22 protein-coding genes and 1 pseudogene are annotated in these 20,926 nt (G+C 61.2%); 14 read left to right on the top strand and 9 right to left on the bottom strand.

The window, feature by feature from the left end; translation table 11 throughout:
* The first annotated feature begins 2 nt into the window (after positions 1 to 2).
* The 6 genes from K6N12_RS27575 to virB11 are packed head-to-tail and all read left to right on the top strand — an operon-like array spanning position 3 to position 5,001.
* Positions 3 to 935, top strand: a complete 933-nt coding sequence (locus tag K6N12_RS27575) for a TrbL/VirB6 family protein (RefSeq protein ID WP_004673418.1) — start codon at positions 3 to 5, stop codon at positions 933 to 935.
* 39 nt (positions 936 to 974) lie between these two features.
* On the top strand, positions 975 to 1,256 hold the full coding sequence (locus K6N12_RS27580) for a hypothetical protein (protein ID WP_004673420.1): 282 nt from the start codon (positions 975 to 977) through the stop codon (positions 1,254 to 1,256).
* A 1-nt stretch (position 1,257) separates the two neighbouring features.
* Positions 1,258 to 1,929 (top strand): VirB8 family type IV secretion system protein, encoded by a 672-nt coding sequence (locus K6N12_RS27585; RefSeq protein ID WP_004673422.1) that lies wholly within the window; start codon positions 1,258 to 1,260, stop codon positions 1,927 to 1,929.
* Positions 1,926 to 2,783 (top strand): P-type conjugative transfer protein VirB9, encoded by an 858-nt coding sequence (gene virB9, locus K6N12_RS27590; protein WP_004673424.1) that lies wholly within the window; start codon positions 1,926 to 1,928, stop codon positions 2,781 to 2,783. The genes K6N12_RS27585 and virB9 overlap by 4 nt, the downstream gene beginning before the upstream one ends.
* A gap of 8 nt (positions 2,784 to 2,791) precedes the next feature.
* Positions 2,792 to 3,964, top strand: coding sequence for a type IV secretion system protein VirB10 (gene virB10 / locus K6N12_RS27595; RefSeq protein WP_004673426.1), 1,173 nt, complete (start codon positions 2,792 to 2,794; stop codon positions 3,962 to 3,964).
* 8 nt (positions 3,965 to 3,972) lie between these two features.
* Positions 3,973 to 5,001: a P-type DNA transfer ATPase VirB11 gene (virB11, locus tag K6N12_RS27600; RefSeq protein WP_004673428.1), complete on the top strand. Its 1,029-nt coding sequence runs from the start codon at positions 3,973 to 3,975 to the stop codon at positions 4,999 to 5,001.
* A gap of 326 nt (positions 5,002 to 5,327) precedes the next feature.
* On the opposite strand, the gene K6N12_RS34345 is transcribed toward virB11, so the two are convergent.
* From K6N12_RS34345 to K6N12_RS27620, 4 genes are all read right to left on the bottom strand, one after another.
* Complete coding sequence (locus K6N12_RS34345) at positions 5,328 to 5,621, bottom strand: hypothetical protein (protein ID WP_004673430.1); 294 nt, start codon at positions 5,619 to 5,621, stop codon at positions 5,328 to 5,330.
* Positions 5,611 to 6,132, bottom strand: a complete 522-nt coding sequence (locus K6N12_RS27610; RefSeq protein WP_018247157.1) for a MerR family transcriptional regulator — start codon at positions 6,130 to 6,132, stop codon at positions 5,611 to 5,613. Before K6N12_RS27610 ends, K6N12_RS34345 begins: the two co-directional genes overlap by 11 nt.
* A gap of 437 nt (positions 6,133 to 6,569) precedes the next feature.
* Positions 6,570 to 7,760: a DUF1173 domain-containing protein gene (locus tag K6N12_RS27615; RefSeq protein WP_026188839.1), complete on the bottom strand. Its 1,191-nt coding sequence runs from the start codon at positions 7,758 to 7,760 to the stop codon at positions 6,570 to 6,572.
* 269 nt (positions 7,761 to 8,029) lie between these two features.
* The gene (locus K6N12_RS27620; protein ID WP_018247159.1) at positions 8,030 to 8,167 is read right to left on the bottom strand and encodes a hypothetical protein; all 138 of its coding nucleotides are present in this window, start codon (positions 8,165 to 8,167) and stop codon (positions 8,030 to 8,032) included.
* A gap of 488 nt (positions 8,168 to 8,655) precedes the next feature.
* Between K6N12_RS27620 and K6N12_RS27625 the strand changes: the two are divergent.
* The 3 genes and pseudogenes from K6N12_RS27625 (at position 8,656) to K6N12_RS27635 (ending at position 10,342) form a co-directional block, all read left to right on the top strand.
* Positions 8,656 to 9,596, top strand: a pseudogene (locus tag K6N12_RS27625) (DUF2493 domain-containing protein).
* 84 nt (positions 9,597 to 9,680) lie between these two features.
* Positions 9,681 to 9,947, top strand: a complete 267-nt coding sequence (locus K6N12_RS27630; RefSeq protein ID WP_004676093.1) for a type II toxin-antitoxin system Phd/YefM family antitoxin — start codon at positions 9,681 to 9,683, stop codon at positions 9,945 to 9,947.
* Positions 9,944 to 10,342 (top strand): type II toxin-antitoxin system VapC family toxin, encoded by a 399-nt coding sequence (locus tag K6N12_RS27635; RefSeq protein WP_008536014.1) that lies wholly within the window; start codon positions 9,944 to 9,946, stop codon positions 10,340 to 10,342. Before K6N12_RS27630 ends, K6N12_RS27635 begins: the two co-directional genes overlap by 4 nt.
* A 127-nt stretch (positions 10,343 to 10,469) precedes the next feature.
* Here the strand turns inward: K6N12_RS27635 and K6N12_RS27640 are convergent, their stop codons facing one another.
* Positions 10,470 to 10,910, bottom strand: coding sequence for a hypothetical protein (locus tag K6N12_RS27640; RefSeq protein ID WP_004676094.1), 441 nt, complete (start codon positions 10,908 to 10,910; stop codon positions 10,470 to 10,472).
* A 37-nt stretch (positions 10,911 to 10,947) separates the two neighbouring features.
* Between K6N12_RS27640 and K6N12_RS27645 the strand changes: the two genes are divergently transcribed.
* Together K6N12_RS27645 and K6N12_RS27650 are read left to right on the top strand one after the other, a co-directional pair.
* Positions 10,948 to 11,271, top strand: a complete 324-nt coding sequence (locus K6N12_RS27645) for a DUF736 domain-containing protein (RefSeq protein WP_004676095.1) — start codon at positions 10,948 to 10,950, stop codon at positions 11,269 to 11,271.
* Positions 11,272 to 11,616: 345 nt separating this feature from the next.
* Positions 11,617 to 11,784, top strand: coding sequence for a hypothetical protein (locus tag K6N12_RS27650; protein ID WP_004676096.1), 168 nt, complete (start codon positions 11,617 to 11,619; stop codon positions 11,782 to 11,784).
* Positions 11,785 to 11,864: 80 nt separating this feature from the next.
* On the opposite strand, the gene K6N12_RS27655 is transcribed toward K6N12_RS27650, so the two are convergent.
* Positions 11,865 to 12,170, bottom strand: coding sequence for a WGR domain-containing protein (locus K6N12_RS27655; protein ID WP_004676097.1), 306 nt, complete (start codon positions 12,168 to 12,170; stop codon positions 11,865 to 11,867).
* Positions 12,171 to 12,672: 502 nt separating this feature from the next.
* Here K6N12_RS27655 and K6N12_RS27660 point away from each other — a divergent pair.
* Positions 12,673 to 13,155, top strand: a complete 483-nt coding sequence (locus K6N12_RS27660) for a hypothetical protein (RefSeq protein WP_004676098.1) — start codon at positions 12,673 to 12,675, stop codon at positions 13,153 to 13,155.
* A 154-nt stretch (positions 13,156 to 13,309) separates the two neighbouring features.
* Complete coding sequence (locus K6N12_RS27665) at positions 13,310 to 13,576, top strand: type II toxin-antitoxin system prevent-host-death family antitoxin (protein WP_004676099.1); 267 nt, start codon at positions 13,310 to 13,312, stop codon at positions 13,574 to 13,576.
* Between the two features lie 11 nt (positions 13,577 to 13,587).
* On the opposite strand, the gene traG is transcribed toward K6N12_RS27665, so the two are convergent.
* The 3 genes from traG to K6N12_RS27680 are packed head-to-tail and all read right to left on the bottom strand — an operon-like array spanning position 13,588 to position 16,014.
* A complete protein-coding gene (gene traG / locus K6N12_RS27670) occupies positions 13,588 to 15,507 on the bottom strand; it encodes a Ti-type conjugative transfer system protein TraG (protein ID WP_004676100.1) in 1,920 nt (639 codons plus the stop codon).
* A complete protein-coding gene (locus tag K6N12_RS27675; RefSeq protein ID WP_004676101.1) occupies positions 15,498 to 15,737 on the bottom strand; it encodes a conjugal transfer protein TraD in 240 nt (79 codons plus the stop codon). Before K6N12_RS27675 ends, traG begins: the two co-directional genes overlap by 10 nt.
* The gene (locus K6N12_RS27680; protein WP_004676102.1) at positions 15,727 to 16,014 is read right to left on the bottom strand and encodes a TraC family protein; all 288 of its coding nucleotides are present in this window, start codon (positions 16,012 to 16,014) and stop codon (positions 15,727 to 15,729) included. The genes K6N12_RS27675 and K6N12_RS27680 overlap by 11 nt, the downstream gene beginning before the upstream one ends.
* Before the next feature lie 173 nt (positions 16,015 to 16,187).
* Between K6N12_RS27680 and traA the strand changes: the two genes are divergently transcribed.
* Positions 16,188 to 20,846, top strand: coding sequence for a Ti-type conjugative transfer relaxase TraA (gene traA / locus K6N12_RS27685; protein ID WP_018247162.1), 4,659 nt, complete (start codon positions 16,188 to 16,190; stop codon positions 20,844 to 20,846).
* Positions 20,847 to 20,926: the final 80 nt, after the last annotated feature.

A 20,926-nucleotide genomic window follows, 5' to 3' on the forward strand; every position in this document is an offset into this window, starting at 1 on the left:
CGATGTATCAGGTCTTCAGCTTCGTCGACGGACAGTTCAAGACACCGCTGGAAAACTTCATTTCCTCCGGCACCTCGAATATCGCCAACTGGGTCAGCGGCCCGCTGACGGCGGCACTCACCCTCTATGTCGTGCTCTACGGCTATCTCGTCCTGCGCGGCTCCGTGCAGGAACCGATCCTCGAATTCGCCTTCCGGGCGATGAAGCTCGCCATCATCGTCATGCTGGTGAGGAACGCCGGCGACTATCAGACCTACGTCACCAATATCTTCTTCGATGCGCTGCCGCGCGAAATCTCGCAGGCGCTGAATTCGGGCACGGCGCCGAGCGCGTCGACCTTCGACAGCCTGCTCGATAAGGGCCAGAAATGCGCCAAAGAGATATGGTCGCGGGGCTCCTGGCCTATCGATATCGTCACCGGCGTGGGCGGCCTACTGGTTATCGGCGGAAGCTTTCTTGTCGCGGCGATCGGTTATATAGTTTCGCTCTATGCCCGGCTGACGCTTGCCATCGTGCTGGCAATAGGTCCGATCTTCATCGCGCTCGCCATGTTCCAGTCGACCCGCCGGTTCACCGAATCCTGGATCGGCCAGCTCGTCAATTTCGTCATCCTTCAGGTCCTGGTCGTTGCCATCGGCTCGCTGCTGATCACCTGCATCGATACGACGTTTACGGCGATCGAAGGTTATAGCGACGTGCTGATGCGGCCGATCGCGCTCTGCGCCATTTGCGTCGCCGCACTCTACGTCTTCTACCAACTGCCCGGCATTGCTTCGGCTCTTGCGGCGGGCGGGGCGTCGCTCACCTACGGCTACGGCGCCGCCCGCGATGCGCACGAAAGCACGCTCGCCTGGGCGACATCCCACACAGTCAGAGCGGTCGGCCGCGGCGCGCGTTCCGTCGGCCGCCGCCTGACGCCAGGCCGGACCGAATGACGGTCACCAACGCTTCAGACAATTGAACAGGTTTTTTCGATGCTTCGTATCGTTTTGTCGTTTTTGCTGACCGCCGGTCTCGTAGGCTGCGGTTCGATTTCCCACCCGCTACCGAAATGTGATGGTTATTCCCGCCGGCCGCTGAACCGCGCCATGTGGCAATGGCAGGACAGTGGAGGCGAGCAGCCGGCGACCCGGGCCGTTCCCGCTGAGCCGACCAGTCACGCCGCCGCCTATGTGCCGGAACCATCTTCAGCCACACCGGCCGCTTTCGCGCATTTCGATGTCGCGAGCTCCTACCGTCCATGCGAGGGCGAGTGACATGGTGACCACGGATAACCTCAAAAGTTACTTCGACAAGGCCCGCCGATTCGATCAGGACCGGGTGATCCAGGTCGAGCGCTCCGCCCGCATCGCTTGGTTCATCGCTGCTTGCGCCGGTACGCTTGCTGCCGTTTCCGTCTTTGCCGTTGCCGGCCTCACGCCTTTGAAAACCGTCGAGCCCTTCGTCGTGCGGGTCGATAATTCCACCGGCATCGTCGATGTGGTTTCGGCGCTGACATCGACCGCCGGCACCTACGACGAGGCCGTCACCAAATATTTCGCGGCCAAATATGTCCGTGCCCGCGAAGGTTACGTCTGGAGCGAGGGCGAGGAGAATTTTCGCACCGCGGCGTTGCTATCGGCGCAGCCGGAGCAGACTCGATTTGCCGCAGTCTACCGCGGCAGCAATCCAGACTCCCCGCAGAACATTTATGGCCGCAGTGCCACGTCGCGGATCAACATTGTCTCCATCTCGCTGATCAACGCCAATGTGGCATCCGTCCGCTATATGAGGACGGTGACCCGCGGTGACGAGGTGCGCACGACGCACTGGGTTGCGACCCTGACCTTTTCCTATGCCAATGCCCCGATGTCCTCGACCGACCGGCTGATCAACCCGATCGGCTTCGTCGTCAGCGAATATCGCGCCGATCCGGAGGCGATCAATTGAAACCGCGTTTCCTTCTCCCGCTCATTCTGGTTACCGGTTTCTCTTCGGCGGCGCTCGCCCTCGAGACGCCACGCGGCGCCACGCAGGACAGCCGCATCCGTTTCGTCGACTACCAGCCCTATAACATCACAAAAGTCGTCGGCACGCTCCGGTCTTCCGTGCAGATCGAATTCGCCGCCGACGAGGAAATCGCTCATGTCGCCCTCGGCAACAGCGTCGCCTGGGAGGTGGCGCCGGCCGGCAACATCCTGTTCCTGAAGCCTCGCGAAAATCAGCCGGTGACGAATATCTCGGTCGTGACGACACGACGGGACGGCTCGACCCGCAGCTATCAGATGGAACTCACCGTCCGTGACGGCAGTGTTGAAGCCGGTCAGAACACCTATTTCTATGTGAAATATCGCTATCCCGCTGATGAAGCGGAGCGGCGCCGGCTGGAAGCATCTGCGCGCGCGCAGGCGGCACAAGCCGGCGAGGCCGATCGCGTGCTTGCCCTTCACGAAGCCTATGGACCGCGCAACTGGCGTTATTCGGCGCAAGGGTCCCAGGCGCTCGAACCGCAAGCGGTCTATGACAACGGCAAGGTCACGACCTTCGCCTTTGCCGGCAACCAGGAAATGCCGGCGATCTATATGGAAAACTCCGACGGCAGCGAAAGCCTGGTTCCGAAGTCAGTCGACGGCAATCTCGTCCTCGTTCACGCGATCAGCCGCAAGTTCATACTGCGCCGTGGCGGCGACGTGCTTTGCGTCTTCAACGAAGCCTACGATCGCGTCGGCACCAATCCCGAGACTAACACGACGTCACCATCGGTCGAGCGCGTCGTCAAAGTGCCGCCCGGCGCGGCGCAATAGGAGGCGTTATGGCCGAGGAAGAGATTACCCAGATTCCGGGCGAGCGCGCCGAGACGTCGGCCGGCGGCCGGCTCGACAATAACCCGATCCTCAAACGCGGCGCTGTCGCCTTGGCGATCGTCGTCTTTGTCGCGTTCGCTCTCTGGTCGATGCGAGGGCAGGACAAGCCGTCAGACGGTGCCCAGCCGGAGCGCGTTGTCATCCGGCAGACATCGGATTTCGAACCGGCGAAGGAGCCACAGCCGGTGGCGACACCGCCGCAGGTCCAGCTCCCGACGCCTGTCGCCGCCGAGCAGGCGCCGACCGACGGCGACAAGCTGCTCGATGCTGCCCGCCGTGCGCCGGTCATCGCCTATGGCGGCGAGAAATCGCCGGCAACGCGGCGGCAGGATCAGGGCGAGGCGTCGGATCAGGCCTCGAATTACGTGCCGCTCGGCGCCAATCCCGGCGGCTTCGCCTCGCAGGGCGAAAACGATGACCAGCGCTTCGACCGCTTGCTGACACCGACGCAATTGCAGGGATCGCGTGCCGGCACGTTGGGCAATCGTGATTTCATCGTCGCAATGGGGACATCCATTCCTTGCGTTCTCGAGACCGCGCTCTCCTCCGATCAGCCAGGGTTCACGAGCTGCGTCATCAACCGGGACGTTCTTTCAGATAACGGCCGCGTTGTGCTGATGGAAAAAGGCACGCAGATTGTCGGTGAATATCGCGGCGGTATTCGGCGTGGACAAAAGCGCCTGTTCGTTCTCTGGAACCGGGCGAAGACGCCGAAAGGCGTGATCATCACTTTGGCTTCGCCCGCAACCGACGCGCTTGGCCGGGCCGGCATCGATGGTTATGTGGACACCCATTGGTGGGAGCGTTTTGGCAGCGCGATGCTCCTGTCGATCGTCGGCGACGCCAGCTCTTATGCCAGCAGCCGGCTGCAGGACAGCGATGTCGACGCGCAAAACACCACCAGCGCCGGTCAGCAGGCGGCGGCGATCGCCGTCGAGCAATCGATCAACATTCCGCCGACGCTCATGAAACATCAGGGCGAGCTGGTTTCGATCTTCGTCGCACGCGACCTCGATTTCTCCACCGTCTACCGGCTTCGTGTGACCGAGCCCCGCAACCGCATCTACGACCGTGCTGCGCTTGGGGATTTCAGCCCCTCCTCGAAGCTCGTGACGAAATAGGTTCGGCAATGACTGAAGCTGCCGACTCCGGCGTCGTGCGCGAACTGCTTTCGCCGCTATCACGCTTTCTGCGTGACAAGACCCTCTACGAGGTCATCGTCAACCGGCCGGGACAGGTCGTCACGGAGGGGAGGGAGGGATGGCAGACCTATGAGATGCCCGAACTCTCATTCGACAGGTTGATGCGTCTCGCCCGCACGGTCGCGAGCTTCTCCAATCAGTCGATCGACGAGACGCGGCCGATCCTGTCGGCGACCCTGCCGGACGATGAGCGGATCCAGATCGTCATCCCGCCGGCAACGACGAAGGGAACCGTCAGCATCACCATCCGCAAGCCGTCCTCTGTGTCGCTGACCCTCGAGGATCTCGATCATGGAGGATTGTTCGCCGATGTCGCGCCTGTCGAAAGCGACGGGAGACGATTGGACCAAAGGCTGTTGGAATACTATCGGATCGGCGCCTACAAGGCGTTTCTGCGGGAGGCGGTGTTCGCAAGGAAGAACATCATCATCTCCGGCGCCACGGGGTCGGGAAAGACGACGCTGTCGAAAGCGCTGATCCGCCACATCCCGCAAAATGAGCGGATCATTTCCATCGAGGACACACCGGAACTGGTGGTCCCGCAGCCCAACCATGTTCGGCTCTTTTACTCCAAGGGCGGGCAGGGTCTCGCCAAGGTCGGCGCGAAGGACCTGCTCGAATCCTGCCTGCGCATGCGGCCCGACCGTATCCTGCTGCAGGAGCTGCGTGACGGGACGGCATTCTACTACATCCGCAATGTCAACTCCGGCCATCCTGGCTCCATCACCACGGTCCATGCCGACTCCGCCCGCCTCGCCTTTGAGCAGCTGACTTTGCTGGTCAAGGAGTCGGAGGGTGGTGGGGACCTCGAACGGCACGACATCCGCGAGATGCTGACGATCGCGATCGACATCATCGTCCAATGCAAGCGGATCGACGGCCGGTTTCGGGTGAGCGAGATCTACTATCGAGACGCCGCGACTGACCTCGGCCGCTCTTCGTCGGATCGAGCTTAACGGGTTGCGTCCGGGCCTCTAACAATTCTGTCGGTTTCGACCGTCAGTCCAATTGTGCGGCCTTCTCACGCAGGACCACTGAAAACGCGCGGAGCCCCTGATGGTCCAGTGCATCAATGAATTCGTGAACCGCCGGCACCGTCTTGCGTAAATTCAACCGGGCGCGCCTGATGCTGTCGATCAATGCGCTCTAAAAGGTGGATGGAGGCCCACGAGGAAATTGTCCGGCGATACGCAGGTCACCCCATGAGGCCGAAGCTCCGTGACAGGGAAATCCTTGAGATTCCACGTGACAATCACGGAAGCTTTTCCGGCGATGGCTGCAGCTAAAACATGACGATCATCGGGACCGGTAGCGAGAGGTTGGGGATGAGGATTTGGTGGTTACCGACATCGGCATCGGGCAAAACTTCCTTGATCCGATCACGGGTCGCTTCCAGACGGGAGAAGGGTATCTCGGGTGAGCCGATGGCCAGATTGCGAATCCACTCGGCGTGGATGTCGTCGGTCCAGCGTGCGTCGACGAGACCGTCGAAAGCACACTGGACCAAGACATTGCGTAAATGGAAAGGGTAGAGGACGCAGGCATCGTAGACCGCGACGGGCGGCTTAGAGGCCATGATTGACGATCAGATCCTCTGTGTCCTCGGCCAGCGCGTCGAGGCTTTTCTGGCGAGCATCGAGCTTGGCCTTGAGCGCAAGAACATCCTTCAACTTGGCTCGGCGGTGCTTGCCGACATAGCGGAAGGGCAGATCGCCGCGATCCATGCGCAGCACCACGAGAGGACGTGAGATGCCGAGGATGGTGGAGGCGTCGGTCGGGCTCAATTCCTGATCTTCCGTGAGCACGGCAACACGCTTGCCGCGCAACAGATGATCGAGGAGTGCTTCGACAGGTGCGAAAGCCGAGGCTGGAAGAGAAAGGGTTTGAAGCTGTCCACCTTCGCGGCGAATCCGCAGTTCCAGGTGGTCGCCCTCCGCCAGCTTTGGGATCGGCGCGACGGCCTTGCGGTCGCGATCCGACAATTCGGTAAATTGAAGAACATGGCTGGTCATGGCGAACACCTCTGACCATGTATATAGGGCAAGTCGCTCATAACTGCAATACCTGAAATATCCTCCGCTTTCCATCTCCGATTTCCGGGTGCCATAGGAGCGCGCGGCGAACGAGCTCGACCCGCCAACTTGAAGCGTGGGTTACCGCCAACGGCAAGCGCTCCGCTTCCGATGTGATCGTGCAATGCAAAGGGGCCGCCTCACCAACTATGCAGAAAAATAGGGCCGCTGGAAAACCAGGGCCCTTTAAGGTGTGAAGGTCAATAACCTCCAGAGGGGAACAGCTGATACGATGGCACTGGGAGGAAAACCATCGACTGCATCAACTTGAGGCAATATGCTCATATTTTGACCGCTTGGTAAAACATTTTTTGTGCAGTGCAGCTATGCAGAAATGGCAGAGAGTTCTCTGGGCCGATTTGACCGGGATATAGCTTCACGCATTCGAGATCGCCCGGGCGATGGCTTCCTTTTAGGGCGCCTACGTCGCTGACCAAGGAGGCTGGTGTGGATCATGGCAGCCGCGGCATTTCGCCGTCGGCCACACGCCAGATCCACGGCGTCATCTCGGCTCTCGCGGCGATCATCTCATTCAGTGCAACGTCATAGTCTTCGTCGGCCTTCGTCGGAACGATGAACATGGCGATCGGCGCTGGCTTTGCCTCCGGTAAGGTCACGGAGGCAATCGGCTGGTCGCGCGAAAGATCGAACCGGAGTCCTTTCACGCTTCTTCGCTTCAGGCTTGAGAGCCGCTCCAGGAGACGCTGTTCATGGATGGTTTCGAACGGGATCCAGTTCTCGTTGACCACCATCAGCGCCACTTCCTCGACCGAAGCTATCCCCGCTCCCGAAATGCCGAACGTGGCGATGCCGATGAGATGAAACCCCTCGTTGGATCGCCACAGTTCCAGTTCGGTTTCATATCGGGCATTCAACCGTTTCCACGCACCCTCATCGAGCATGAAGGGGAAAGGCAGGTGGCGCACCAGCATCTTCTGGCCATCGCGCGCTGAGGAAAATTCCTTTACCTCTCCGACGGTCATCATCAGTTTCCGCGGACCGGGACCGGTTAACTGGGCTCCGGCCAACATCGCTGCGCGCCTGGCGGAGATCCCTTCCTTGTCCTCCTGATGAAACACTTCCGGCACGAACAGGATGTCGCTAAGCGGACCGCCGCGGACAATCATCTGTCGCGCTGCGTTCAGCAGGCTGCTGCGGACGCGACCCCAGCCGCGTCTCCCAGCCCACAGCGCCGTCCATTCAGTCAGTTCCCCTGTCTCCCAGAGATAATGGAGCATGGCCTTGAGCGACAGCTTTTTCGGATCGTTTCGCACCGTTTCCGACGGCTCCGAAGATGAGGCCGAAGCCGATCGGTTCCCTCGTTTCGACAGCGAGAAATCGAGTTTCAGCACAGCCGCGCCCGTCGCTGCGTCGATCTGGATGGCATTGCCGATCAATGGACCAAGACCCGACAGCTCATATGGCGGTTCATAGGATGGGCAGCCGGGATCGTGATCTCGTCCTGAAAGCGGCATCCGTTTGATCAGGAATTGGCCATCCATCCGGGCGATATACATCGGCACCGGCGGTTGCCGACACGGGCAAAGTGGCCTGAGCTTCTGTTCGTAAGCGCGTTCGAGCTGCGGCAGAAACTCTGGAGAACTGTCGTCGAACGCCTGGTTGCCGATCAAAAACTGTCGCACGTCGTTCCTCCCTTGCCTGGCCAAAGGCTGATCGAGCCGTAAAAGGAAGGCGTAGCATGAGCTTCGCGGACTTTACTAGCGCAAAATAGTTAGTATGTAAATGTTACGGCCGCTGGGGCCGATTTCAACGCCAAGGCAGGAATGATCGTTAATTTTAATTTTTGGAGGCTGGAATGCACGTATCTTCTTTTGATAATTAGAAGTCAACGGTGCGTTGATTAGAAGTCAGCCGGTCAAAATGTAGAGGCTGCGCCAGCATGAAGTGAGTTCTAATCGCGTGCTACCCAGCCCTTCGAGCCGGCCGGCACTGAACCGCCGATCACCTTGCCGCCTTCCGACTGCCCGATGGCTGCCGGCGTCTCTACATCGCAGCTGACGCCGATGCGGCCGGCCGGCACCCTGTCCACGCGGCAGACGGGCCGGAACCGCGGCGCCTGACGCCGCGGCGAAGCGCCGGGCGGCGGAAGGGAGGTTTCTTGCTGTGCCAGGAATGGCGGGCCGCACGCGGCCCAAGCCAGGGGAAGAAACCTGAGCGACCCGCTGAAGGCCCGCCCGCCGCATGGTAAGGGTCGCCTCTCGGCAGGCCCGCGGGCGGGCGCCTACCCGTGCGGCGACCGGCAGAGACCTGCCATCCTGTAGGCCCTCACGCCCTCACCTTCCCCGTCCGGCTCGATCATGCGGGCAGAAAGGCCAGAGCGTTTCAGAACGAGCTGCGCCCTGAGATTAGCGATGAGCCGTTCCGGACTGAGCCGGCGCAGATCCTCGTTGAAGTCGCCGAACTCCGGGGCAAGCACTAGCGGCAGGATCCCCAGCGCCTACGTATCGAGGGATTGAGCTACCGCGCCCAATCGCCGTCAGGCCGCGAGAGGCGCGGCCCAAATCCGACGGAGACCATCTGAACCTATGTCTTCCCATCGACGACGCCTTCGAGCCCCGCCCCGCCTCGTCCCCAACCGACCGTTTCATCTACGAGATGCAGATCTACGGCCATCGCCCCTTCCAGGATGAACCGGACCCGCGTCCGCTGCCGGAGGAGCCGGTCGTCCAGTCGGCGCTGACCGCCATGTTCGATGCTCTATTCGAAATGCTCGGCGATACCCGCCTGGAGCCCGATCTCGAAGACCTCCTGTGGTCGACGGTCAATCTCTTCCACCGCGCCGGCGAGCGCATCCAGCGGGAGCTTCAGCGTAATGAGGATAGCCAACGCAACGGTCAGCGCGAGCAGGACGGCTCGGAGGTCAAGAGTGTCGAGTTGGAGCGCCTCGTTGCCGAAGGCATCACGCTGCTTGAGCGCCGCAATGCCTTCGAGTTCATGCGCGCCTATGCGGGCGACCACTTCGAAGCCAATGCGGCTCGGCATGGCGGCCGCGGACGGGCTCCAAGGTCAGCCACGCCAACATGACCGCGGCGATGATCGACTCCAGAGACTTTCCATCCGCCCGCCGGCGCGCCGAGACCGAAGTGCTGATCCCGGCAGGCACCAAGATCGCCTTCGGCGGCGGCATCGACTACAATGATCACGAACGAATCTGGGCGAAACTCGATCAAGCCCTCGCCAAATATCCCGACATGGTGCTGCTGCACGGCGGCTCGCCGAAGGGCGCCGAACGTATCGCTGCCTGCTGGGCAGAAGCGCGCAAGGTGATACAGATCGCCTTCAAGCCGAATGGACGAAGCACGCCAAGGCCGCACCGTTCCGCCGCAATGACGACATGCTCTCGGTCATGCCGGCTGGCGTCGTCATCTTCCCCGGCTCCGGCATTACCGGCAATCTTGCCGACAAGACCCGCCGACTTGGCATCTCCGTTTTGGCAAGCGGCGGGAGATGGCGCGTAAGCGCCATCTGTCCATACGGCTGAAGGAGATGCTTGCATTTCGCAAAAATTGTGTACACATTTGCCGCTGAAACGGAGCTTCGCCATGACCCAATCTCGGCAGCAGATACCATCTCCCCGCCGTGTCGGCGTGCGGGAATTTCGCGGCAACCTGACGTCTTTCCTCAAGCAGGTCGAAGACGGCCAGCGGTTCGTCCTGACGTCGCATCACAAGGTTGTCGCCGAAATCGGCCCGCCGTCAGCCGGCGTCGTCATGCGGAAACCAGGCGCGTTGCGCGGAAAGATCAAAGTTGCCGATGACTTCGATGGTCTGCCGGCGGATGTTCTGAAGTCCATGGAAGACGGGACGTGAGGCTGCTGCTCGATACACATGCCTTGCTGTGGTGGCTGAACGACGACGAGAAGCTAGGGAACCATGCGCGTCGCCTTATTGGCGATCCCGAGAATGATGTCCTCGTCAGTGCTGTCTCCCTTTGGGAAATCACTGTGAAGCTGCGCATCGGCAAACTTGATGCCGATATCGAAGAGATTGTTGCGATTTTGCCGGATCAAGGTTTCGACCGGCTGGATATCTCGGACGCGCATCTTATCGCTCTCGCTGCTCTTCCACTTCATCACCGCGATCCTTTCGATCATCTGCTCATGGCGCAAGCCGTGGCGGAGGGAGCGTATTTGGTTTCGGACGATCAAAATGTCGCGCTTTATGGCATTCCGTTTGTGACTTGCTCCGATCCTGTTGCCTTGTGATCTCACCGAGCTTGGCTCCGCGGATGAAGCCGGCTCACATCGTTCCGGTTGCGTGTTTGCCAATGGCGATGTACCTGGCGACCCATCGGCGGCTCAGGTGCTTGGGAGCGGGCACGTTTGGGGAAGATCACTCATTCGACGCCCGCGTGAACAGCTTCACCCGGGATTGGAGCACGGTCTGCAGACGGCAATGCGGTGCCGCGGCGACCTCGCCGATCAGCAGAAATGTTATCGAGGTGCTCACAGCCTGCCGCAGCCGGGAGCGGGCGAGGGTATTATGTTGATCGACATGCGGGCGAAGCGTCCGTGGAGTGTGCGGCCAATATCCCCCAGTGCTTGGACCGGGAGGCCATGGTTTGTTGTCTCCTTCGATTGCCCCGAACCATTCCCGTTTTATATCGCTCGTATAGACGACCGCCTGCTTTGGCGGCCAACCCCTGAAGGGGTAAGACTCGCCCGAAATTTTTGCAAATTCGATTTCGGTTCGTTTATCCTGGTGGAAAATAGAATTTTGCAAAATTTTCAGGCGAGCTGACCGCAGCAGGTCGGCCGTCTCTTCGTGCGCCATCGGGAATGGTCCCGAGCAACCGAAGGAGACAACAACCATGGCCACCACGATCGCAACGCTCACGCAGAAGACCGACGGCATCCTCGAAGGCGTCTTCGCCACGATCCGGGTCAACGCCCCGATCGCCATCGTCCCAAATGCCAGCAAGGCAAGCGAAGAAGCGCCCGACTACCGCGTCATTCACCGCAAGACGGGCTTCGAGATCGGCGCCGCCTGGAACCGCATCGCGCGGCAGACCGGCGAGGAATACCTCTCAGTGAAGCTTGAGGCTCCCGAGATCGGTGTGATCTTCGGCAATCTCGCACCGGCACCCGGCGGCGATCCTAGCAAGAAGGTGATCCTCTGGAACAGCCCGAACTGAAGAACAAAGCGAGCGGCCTCGAGCAATCGGGGCCGGCTTCGCCGTATCTCAGGTTTTGCGCGCAATAGCGGGATTGAAAGCGGGCATCGAGCCCGCCTTCAATCCTCCTGTCGTGCCACACGAGACCAAGGACCCTGTCTGCTCAGATACTTGAAGTCTGCCGTGAGGCTCGTGCCGCCTCAAGGACTTCGCGGCCCCTCCAATTTTCAGCCGGCGCCCTGAAGGGCACCGTCAGAAAATCGGTTCCTCCGCTCGCCGGCTCCGCCGGTCGCTGACGCGATCCTTGACCCGGCCCGATCCTCACGACCCCGGGCGTCATCTTTCACATTTCAGGAGACGACGACGATGACGATTGCACTCGAAATTCAGGTTGAGGAACTGCGGGCCGAGCTCAGGAACGCCGATCCGGCTGAGCGCCGCCAGATCGAAGCGGAGCTGGAGATCGCTCGGGCCGAACTGAGGGTAGCGATCGCCGAGCAGGAGGGCGCCATCGACGCCGCGCCACCCTTCTGAGGCGGCGTTTGCCTCCTCGCCTGGGCCGGTACGCCGGATCGACCGGCGCGTCGACCCGAAGCTGCGCTTCACGCCGATAATTACCGGCAAGGACCAGGAAGACTTCCGCGGACAGCCCGGACCATGGGTTCCCGTCCGACATTTGTGTTCGGCCTATAGCCGCGCGCCCGTTTTGATCGGAGAAGTTCGAGGAACATACGGACTGCATCCTCCTCTCTGTCGAAGTGATGCACCATGGCTTGTCCGATCGTTCCGATGCGTCCCCATCGCCGCGTCAGGCATGGTGTGCCGAACAACGTCGGTTCGATTGCGAGCGCGTAGAAGCGCGCCATGTTTTTCGTCGCGTCCCTGCGTTCGATGTAGAGCTGATAGGGTTGAGTGAGCATGACGGAGAGTCGCCTCTTCCAGCTTTTGCGTCTAACGACACTTATGAATCGGTCGGCCCACACCGATTCATTTTTGTGATGATCGTTGAAGCCGAAGATCATGGATTTGGGCGAGCCGGCCAATCGGCGGCCGGGTGCTATTCGCTCCGCTCACGGAGCCCGAACACCGTCTCCGCCTCCGGTCACGCCCCCTCTCGCGGAATGACGTGAGCGAATTGCCCAGCCGCAGGGCGGCGGTTCTATCCTCGACACCTCCTGCCGGCTCACGCCGGAAACGGTCGCGTCCCCTTCGGGTCCGCGGGTCTCTTCTCTCTCTGACGTCCAATTTTACTCCAGCAAATCCGGCGTCAAGGACGGCGCGTCTCCCCCAATTTTTCCGCTGCTGCGTTTCACTGCGCTCTGGAAAAATCGGTTCCCCCGCTTGCGAGCCGCGTTCCGCGGTCCTTGACCCCTCTTTGCAAGAGAGTGGCCGATCTCCGTCATCAACGAAGGAGATCACATTATGACAACCGATCAGAACCTTATACTCTACACCAAGTTTGCCGGCTTCCGGCTCGTCGTCCTGGCAAACCGCTTCGGCTGCGACAGCGATTTTTCGCGAGAGCTTCACGATCGCCTGGTTGAGGGGCTCGACGCGGCAATCGATCGGATCAGCGTCATCATGGAATTGGAACGAAGTGTTCTCATCGGGGAGGATGAATTCGCCGAATATCAGCTGGAGGGCGAGATCGAGATTTTCGGGCGCTTCACTATCAATCTGCTGGACGAACTCGAAATTGATTACGACACGCATGAATTCCGCGTCAACGGCGGCGATTGGATGAGCGCTTGGGCTGCCGACGACACTGGCGTCGATATCAACTATCCTGAGCTCGTTGCGCTGATTGCGGACGAACTCGGCTCGCTGGCGCCGATCATCAAGGATATCACGTTGGCAACTCGCATCCCGGTCTATGCGGGGCGCGTCGTTTGGTCATGGTGGTAGCAGCACCATCTCACATACTGAGAGGCGACAGACGAGGTTGCCTCTCAGTTGCCGATGGCCCTCAAGTGAGCCGAGGAAGGACGGCTGCGAAGTTTCACAACAATCGCAGTAATGTTGTAAATGCTCTAAATTCCAGCGATAGCAAGGAAGCCCAATGCCGAAGCCAAGCGGGACGTATTCAACCAGTGACCTCTCACGTAAATCCGGCGACATCATCGCCGAGGCGCTGCGTCATCCGGTGACGATCACCCAGCGGAACAAACCCCGGCTGGTTCTCCTCAATATCGAAGATTATCAGCAACTGATCAGGCAGGCAGACCGACGCACCGTCGGCACTATCGAAACGATGCCCGATGAGCTTTTTGCCGAACTCGAAAACGCCGTCGACGCCTATGCCGGCGAGGACGAGGTGGGCCGCTGATAAAACCACGATCATAGCACCGGTTTGACGAAACGATTGACCTTCGCTGCCTGATCCATCTCCTTTCGCCGGAAGTAGATCGCCCGGCCGCAGCGGATCGGACTATGCCCCTGGACGATGATGATCTGCTCGTCCTTCCTCATCGACTGGGTGATCTCGTGCGGCATGATCAGCGGCCGGCGCTGGAAGTTGACGTTCTCGGATCTCCTGGATGCATTGTTCTTCGTGTCCCAGCCGATGTTGCGGGAACTGCCCTTCACCTCCACCGTCATCTCGCCACATTGCGCAGAGAGGTTGCGCGCCGTGTCGAGCGCCTTGATCGCTGCGTAAGAGGCGAAAGCGCAGCCATCGATCCATGACGTCGCGCCATCCTTCCCGAAATGCCGCTCCAACTGCCCGACCGACTGGTACATCAACATCATCGAGATGCCGTACTTGCGGCCGCGGTCGCGCGCCTCCTCGAGCACCCTCATGTAGCCGAGCAGATCGACCTCATCGAGCATGAACAGCGCCCGGCGCTGGAAGGCGCCGTCGGCCTGCACCATGGCGTTGATGAGCGAGCCGATGATCACACGAGCGATGCCCGGATAGGAGCGCAAGATCGATGCGGAGATGTTGAGGAAGACGTCCTTCTTGCCCGAAACGATATCACTCGATTTGAAGGCATTGCCGCAGACGAGCGCGGCATAGCTGTCGAGCGACAGCCACTGGGTATCCTTCGATGCTGTGGAATAGACGCCCGAAAACGTCTGCTCGGTCATGTTGGTGAAGACGCCGAGCGTTTCGCGGATGAAGGCCGAACCGGAATGCTCCTGAATGTCGCGCAGCATAGCGAGCACCGAGGGCTCCGGTTCGGAAACGATCTGGCGGAGACTGCGCAAGCTTCGCCGGCCCTCATATTCGGGCGAGAGCATCACATGGGCGAGCAGACCGGTCAGGAGGTTGTGCGCCTGGTTCTGGAAGTAGGATCCCGTCGAGCTTTCGAAGCGAAGGCTTTCCGACAGCAGCATATGGGCAATGCCGACGATGTCCTCTTCCTTTTGCTTGGATGCTTCGATCCCGTCGAGCACGTTGAAGCCCATGATCGGGTTCGTCGGATCGAGCACCATGACCTCGCGCCCGAGCGCATTGGTGCGGTGCTCGACGACCATGGGCGCGACCTCAGTGGAAGGATCGAGGCAGATCATGGGTCCGGTATATCTGAGCGCCGTCGGCACGACGTTGCTGGTCGTTTTGTATCCGCCCGATCCCGCGAAAAACAGCATATGGGTGGAATCGAAGTCCTGTCTGTAGGTGAGCAATGGCGCCTTCCCGCCCTGTCCCCATGTGCTGCGATCGTTTACATCGAAGGGAAGCGCATGGATGATTTCCTTGTCGACCCGATAACGCTCGCCGACCACGATTTCCCCATCCGGCGGGAACAGCTTTCCTGCTGCCGCCATCGGCAGCCAATCGGCATCTCCAAATATTCCACGCCGGGCACGCTTGATTTCATCTGGCACGACGACGGAGATGCGGGCGGACACCGCCACTGCCATGAAGCCGGCGACGGCAGCAATGACTGCGGCCATATCAAGATAGGACAGCGCTCGATCCCACGGAACGACCCGGGCCTGCACAGTAGGTGCAAGCCGGCCGAATTCGCGCAGCGCATAGAAGGCGGCAACGCTGAGAAAACACAAAAGACTTGCCATGGCGACCGGCCTTCGCCGATGCAGCGGCAAGACCCACACGGTCAGAAGTCCGGCAAGAGGTCCGAACAGTAGAGGCGGTACAGGTGCTGCCCGCAGGAACCAGTGTTCTATCTTCCCGGACATGCCGGCGGCGAGTCCCGGCCATCGCCAGCCAACAATGTAGATTGTGATCGTGGTGACGGCGATCGGTACCAAAACGAGTAACAGGCTCGGATGCGGTTTCCCTCTTAGGCCCATCTTACTTTCTCCTCGAGATGCGATGAACCGTTCCTCAGCGAGGGGGCCTTGAAAGCCTCTTCGCCGATATCGCGCAGCCGCCGATGCTCGATGGAGCCTGGGACGAGCCTTGCCATTTCTATGAGGCCGCCGAGCAGGAACGCCCGATCCGCCTTCGATAGCCCGGCTTTGACGACGATCCCGCCGAGCAGGATCTTTTCGCGCGTGTCGCGCTTGCGCTCAGCCGTCATTTGGAACCTGCCCCTGCGCTCCAGCGCCGCTATCTGCTGGTCGACGCGTTTGAGGAGTGGGGCCAGCGGCGCCTTTCCTTTCCCCCTTCCGAAATCGCGCGGCGATTTCCTCGATGATCCGATCGACCTCCTCGTCGGCGATCTCCATCTCCGCCAGCCCGGTTCTGGTCGCGGCGCGGGCAAACCGCTCGGCCGATTTAACTATCAACAATCGTTTGCGTTCGCGCAGCTTTTCGATCTGGGCGTCGAGATCGGAAATCGATGATTTTGTCGCCATTCCTGGTTCCTTTTCTGCTTTGATGTCGAAGGTGCGATTATACTAACTAGAATAAAACAGTAAAATGCGCTACCGTGCAACCAGAAAAGCGGCATCGGCCCTTCGGTCCGATCTGTTTGAGGGCGCAATATACGTCGCTGTCGCGACGTGCTTGGGCCAGTCTGGAGACGCCAGTGGCGATCATGTTCGTCAGAGCGCAGGTGATCAGCAGGGGATCGGGACGCAGCATCGTCTCGGCTGCCGCCTATCGCCACCGCGCCCGGATGATGGACGAGCAGGCGGGAACGTCGTTCAGCTATCGCGGTGGGGCGGGCGAACTGATGTATGAGGAACTGGCGCTGCCGGATGAGATCCCGGATTGGCTGCGGTCGGCGATATCAGGTCAGTCCGTCAGCAAGGCCAGCGAAGTGTTTTGGAATGCCGTTGACGCCTTCGAGACGCGGGCAGATGCGCAGCTCGCCCGCGAACTGATCATCGCGCTGCCGGAGGAGCTGACGCGGGCCGAGAATATCACGCTGGTGCGCGAATTCGTCCGCGACAATCTCACCTCGAAAGGAATGATCGCCGACTGGGTCTATCACGACAAGGACGGCAACCCGCACATCCACCTGATGACGACGCTCCGGCCGGCGACGGAGGAGGGGTTCGGGGCAAAGAAGGTTCCAGTGCTTGGTGAGGGTGGCAAGCCGCTGCGTGTCGTCACGCCGGACCGCCCGAACGGCAAGATCGTCTACAAAGTCTGGGCGGGCGACAAGGAAACGATGAAAGCGTGGAAGATCGCCTGGGCGGAAACGGCCAACCGGCATCTGGCGCTGGCCGGACATGACATCCGCCTCGACGGTCGCTCCTATGCCGAACAGGGCCTCGACGGGATCGCGCAAAAACATCTCGGGCCGGAGAAGGCGGCGCTGGCGAGGAAGGGCAGGGAGCTCCACTTCGCGCCGGCCGATCTCGCCCGCCGCCAGGAGATGGCCGATCGGCTGCTTTCAGAGCCGGAGCTTTTGCTGAAGCAGCTCGGCAATGAACGCTCTACCTTCGACGAGAGGGATATCGCCAGGGCGCTGCACCGTTACGTCGACGATCCCACCGATTTTGCCAACATCCGCGCCAGGCTGATGGCGTCGGACCAATTGGTCATACTGAAGCCGAAGGAGATCGAGGCAGAGACAGGAAAGGTGTCGGAGCCCGCGGTGTTTACGACGCGGGAGATGCTGCGCATCGAATACGACATGGCGCAGTCGGCGCGGGTTTTGTCGGAGCGTCGCGGCTTCGGTGTTTCCGAGCGGAATGTGACGGTGGCGATCGAACGCGTGGAGAGCATCGAGAGCGGCGATCCCAAAACTCCGTTCCGGCTCGATGCAGAGCAGGTCGATGCTGTCCGTCATGTCACCGGTGATGGTGGCATTGCCGCTATTGTAGGCCTTGCCGGCGCCGGCAAATCGACGCTGCTTGCTGCCGCACGTCTTGCCTGGGAGGGCGAGGGACACCGGGTGATCGGTGCAGCCCTTGCCGGCAAGGCCGCAGAAGGGCTGCAAGACAGTTCCGGCATCAAGTCGCGGACACTTGCCTCCTGGGAACTGGCCTGGGCCAATGGCCGCGATACGCTCCATCGCGGTGATGTGCTGGTGATCGACGAGGCCGGCATGGTGGCCTCGCAGCAGATGGCCCGTGTGCTGAAGATTGCCGAGGAGGCTGAGGTAAAGGTCGTGCTGGTCGGCGATGCGATGCAGCTGCAGCCGATCCAGGCCGGTGCTGCCTTCCGGGCAATTACCGAACGCATCGGCTTTGCAGAGCTTGCCGGCGTGCGCCGCCAGCGTGAGGCCTGGGCACGTAATGCCTCGCGGCTGTTTGCCCGCGGCGAGGTCGAGAAGGGCCTCGACGCCTATACCCAGCAGGGCCACCTGGTCGAGGCGGGCACACGCGAGGAAACGATCGACAGGATTGTGGTCGATTGGACAGAGGCACGCAAACACGCAATCGGTCGCTCGATCTCCGAGGGCAGGGATGGCCGTCTTCGCGGTGATGAACTGCTGGTGCTCGCCCACACCAACGACGATGTCCGCAAGCTCAACGAGGCGCTGCGTGAGGTGATGGCCGGCGATAATGCCCTCGGCGAAAGCCGCAGCTTCCGGACCGAGCGCGGGGCGCGAAAATTTGCCGCCGGCGACCGCATCATCTTCCTGGAGAACGCCCGCTTCCTCGAGCCGCGGGCCAAGCACTCCGGGCCGCAATATGTCAAGAACGGCATGCTCGGCACGGTCACCGCGACCGGCGACAAACGCGGCGATCCGCTGCTGTCGGTTCTGCTCGACAATGGCAATAAAGTCGTCTTCGGCGAGGACAGTTATGACAATGTCGACCACGGCTATGCCGCAACGATCCACAAATCTCAAGGGTCGACCGTCGACCGCACCTTCGTGCTCGCCACCGGCATGATGGACCGGCATCTGACCTATGTGTCGATGACCCGGCATCGCGACCGCGTCGATCTTTATGCGGCGAAAGAGGATTTTGAGCCGAGACCGGAATGGGGACGCAAACCGCGTGTCGATCATGCCGCCGGTGTCACCGGCGAGCTTGTCGAAACCGGCGAAGCCAAATTCCGGCCCGAGGACGAGGATGCCGACGACAGCCCCTATGCCGATGTCAGGACGGACGACGGAACCGCCCATCGGCTCTGGGGCGTCAGCCTGCCGAAAGCGCTCGACGATGCCGGCATCTCCGACGGCGACACCATCACGCTGCGCAAGGATGGTGTCGAGCGGGTCAAGGTCCAGATTGCCATTGTCGACGAGGAGACAGGTCAGAAGCGTTACGAGGAGAGGGAAGTCGACCGCAATGTCTGGACGGCCAGACAGATCGAAACCGCCGAAGCGCGTCAGGAGCGCATCGAACGGGAAAGTCATCGGCCGGATGTGTTCAGCCGTCTCGTCGAACGCTTGTCGCGCTCCGGTGCCAAGACGACGACGCTCGATTTTGAGAGCGAGGCGGGCTATCGCGCCCAGGCGCAAGACTTCGCCCGGCGCCGCGGGCTCGATCATCTCTCGCTTGCTGCCGCCGAGATGGAGGAAAGCCTTTCCCGGCGCTGGACGTGGATTACCGCAAAGCGAGAGCAGGTGGAAAAGCTCTGGGAGCGGGCAAGCGTGGCGCTCGGTTTTGCCATCGAGCGGGAACGGCGCTTCGCCTACAACGAGGCGCGAACTGAATCCCACACCATCGCGAGCGCAAGCGCTGGCGAACCACAGTATCTGATCCCGCCGAGCACGTCCTTCGTTAGGAGTGTCGAGGCGGATGCGCGGCTGGCGCAGCGTTCGTCACCGGCCTGGACGGAGCGGGAAACGATGCTGCGACCGCTGCTTACTAAGATCTACCGGGATCCGGATGCAGCACTTGTCGCCCTGAATGCGCTCGCCTCGGACACCGGCACCGAACCCCGCAGGCTCACTGCTGATCTTGCCGCAGCACCCGACCGGCTCGGCCGGCTGCGTGGCTCCGAGCTGATCGTCGACGGAGGCGCGGCGCTTTCCGAGCGCAAGGTCGCAAAGGCAGCCCTGGAGGAACTGCTTCCCCTGGCCCGGGCCCATGCGACCGGGTTCCGCCGGAATGCCGAACGGTTCGAAATGCGTGAGCAGACGCGGCGCTCCTACATGTCATTATCGATCCCGGCGCTTTCCGAGCGCGCGATGGCGCGCCTTATGGAGATCGAGGCGGTGCGCAACCGGGACGGGGACGACGCCTATAAGAGCGCCTTTGCGCTTGCCGCCGAGGACCGCTCGGTCGTGCAGGAGATCAAGGCGGTCAGCGAAGCGTTAACGGCACGCTTCGGCTGGAGCGCATTCACCGCGAAGGCGGATGCGGTTGCTGAACGCAATATGACCGAGCGTTTGCCGGAAGATCTGACGGCCGGCCGGCGCGAGGAGCTGGCCCGGCTGTTCGAAGCGGTCAAACGTTTTGCCGAGGCGCAGCATCTCGCCGAGCGGCAGGATCGCTCGAAGATCGTCATGGCTGCCAGTGTTGTTCGGGGCCAAGAGACAGAGAACGGACCGGGGAAGGAGAATGTCGCCGTGCCGCCGATGCTTGCTGCCGTCATCGTGTTCAAGACGTCGGTCGACGATGAGGCTCGATTGCGGGCGCTCTCCAACCCTTTCTATCGCCAGCAGCGTGGCGCATTGGCCAACGCCGCGACAATGATCTGGCGCGATCCGTCGGGCGCCGTCGGCAAGATCGAGGAGCTGCTCCGGAAAGGCTTTGCTGCTGATCGAATCGCCGCCGCGGTGACCAATGATCCGGCCGCCTATGGGGCTTTGCGCGGTTCTAATCGCCTGCTGGACCGGATGCTGGCGTCCGGCCAGGAGCGGAAAGAGGCGATGCGGGCCGTGCCGGAAGCTGCAGCGCGCCTGCGCGCGCTCGGTGCGGCCCACCTCAATGCCCTCGATGCCGAACGCCAGGCTATCACGGACGAACGGCGGCGCATGGCGGTTGCCATTCCAGCTCTTTCGAAAGCTGCGGAAGAGGCTTTGGCGCACCTGACGGTCGAGGTGAGGAAGGACAGCAGGAAGCTGAGTGTTTCCGCCGCTTCCCTCGAGCAGGGCATTGCCCGGGAGTTTGCCGCTGTCAGCCGAGCGCTCGACGAGCGCTTCGGTCGCAATGCCCTCGTCCGGGGTGACAAGGATCTTGTCAACCGCGTGCCGCCGGCGCAGCGTCGAGCTTTCGAGGCGATGCAGGAGCGGCTGAAGGTCCTGCAGCAGACTGTCCGTCTGCAGAGCAGTGAGCAGATCATAGCGGAGCGGCGCCAAAGGGCTGCTAGCCGCGCTCGCGGCATCAACCTCTGAGACTCGAAGAAAAGCGGGGGGACGAAATGGTTGGTCGATTGGAAAAGCACTACGACCCGATTGTCCCGAGATCGATCTTC

The sequence above is a fragment of the Rhizobium redzepovicii genome (genome assembly GCF_019793435.1).
Taxonomy (GTDB): Bacteria; Pseudomonadota; Alphaproteobacteria; order Rhizobiales; family Rhizobiaceae; genus Rhizobium; species Rhizobium redzepovicii.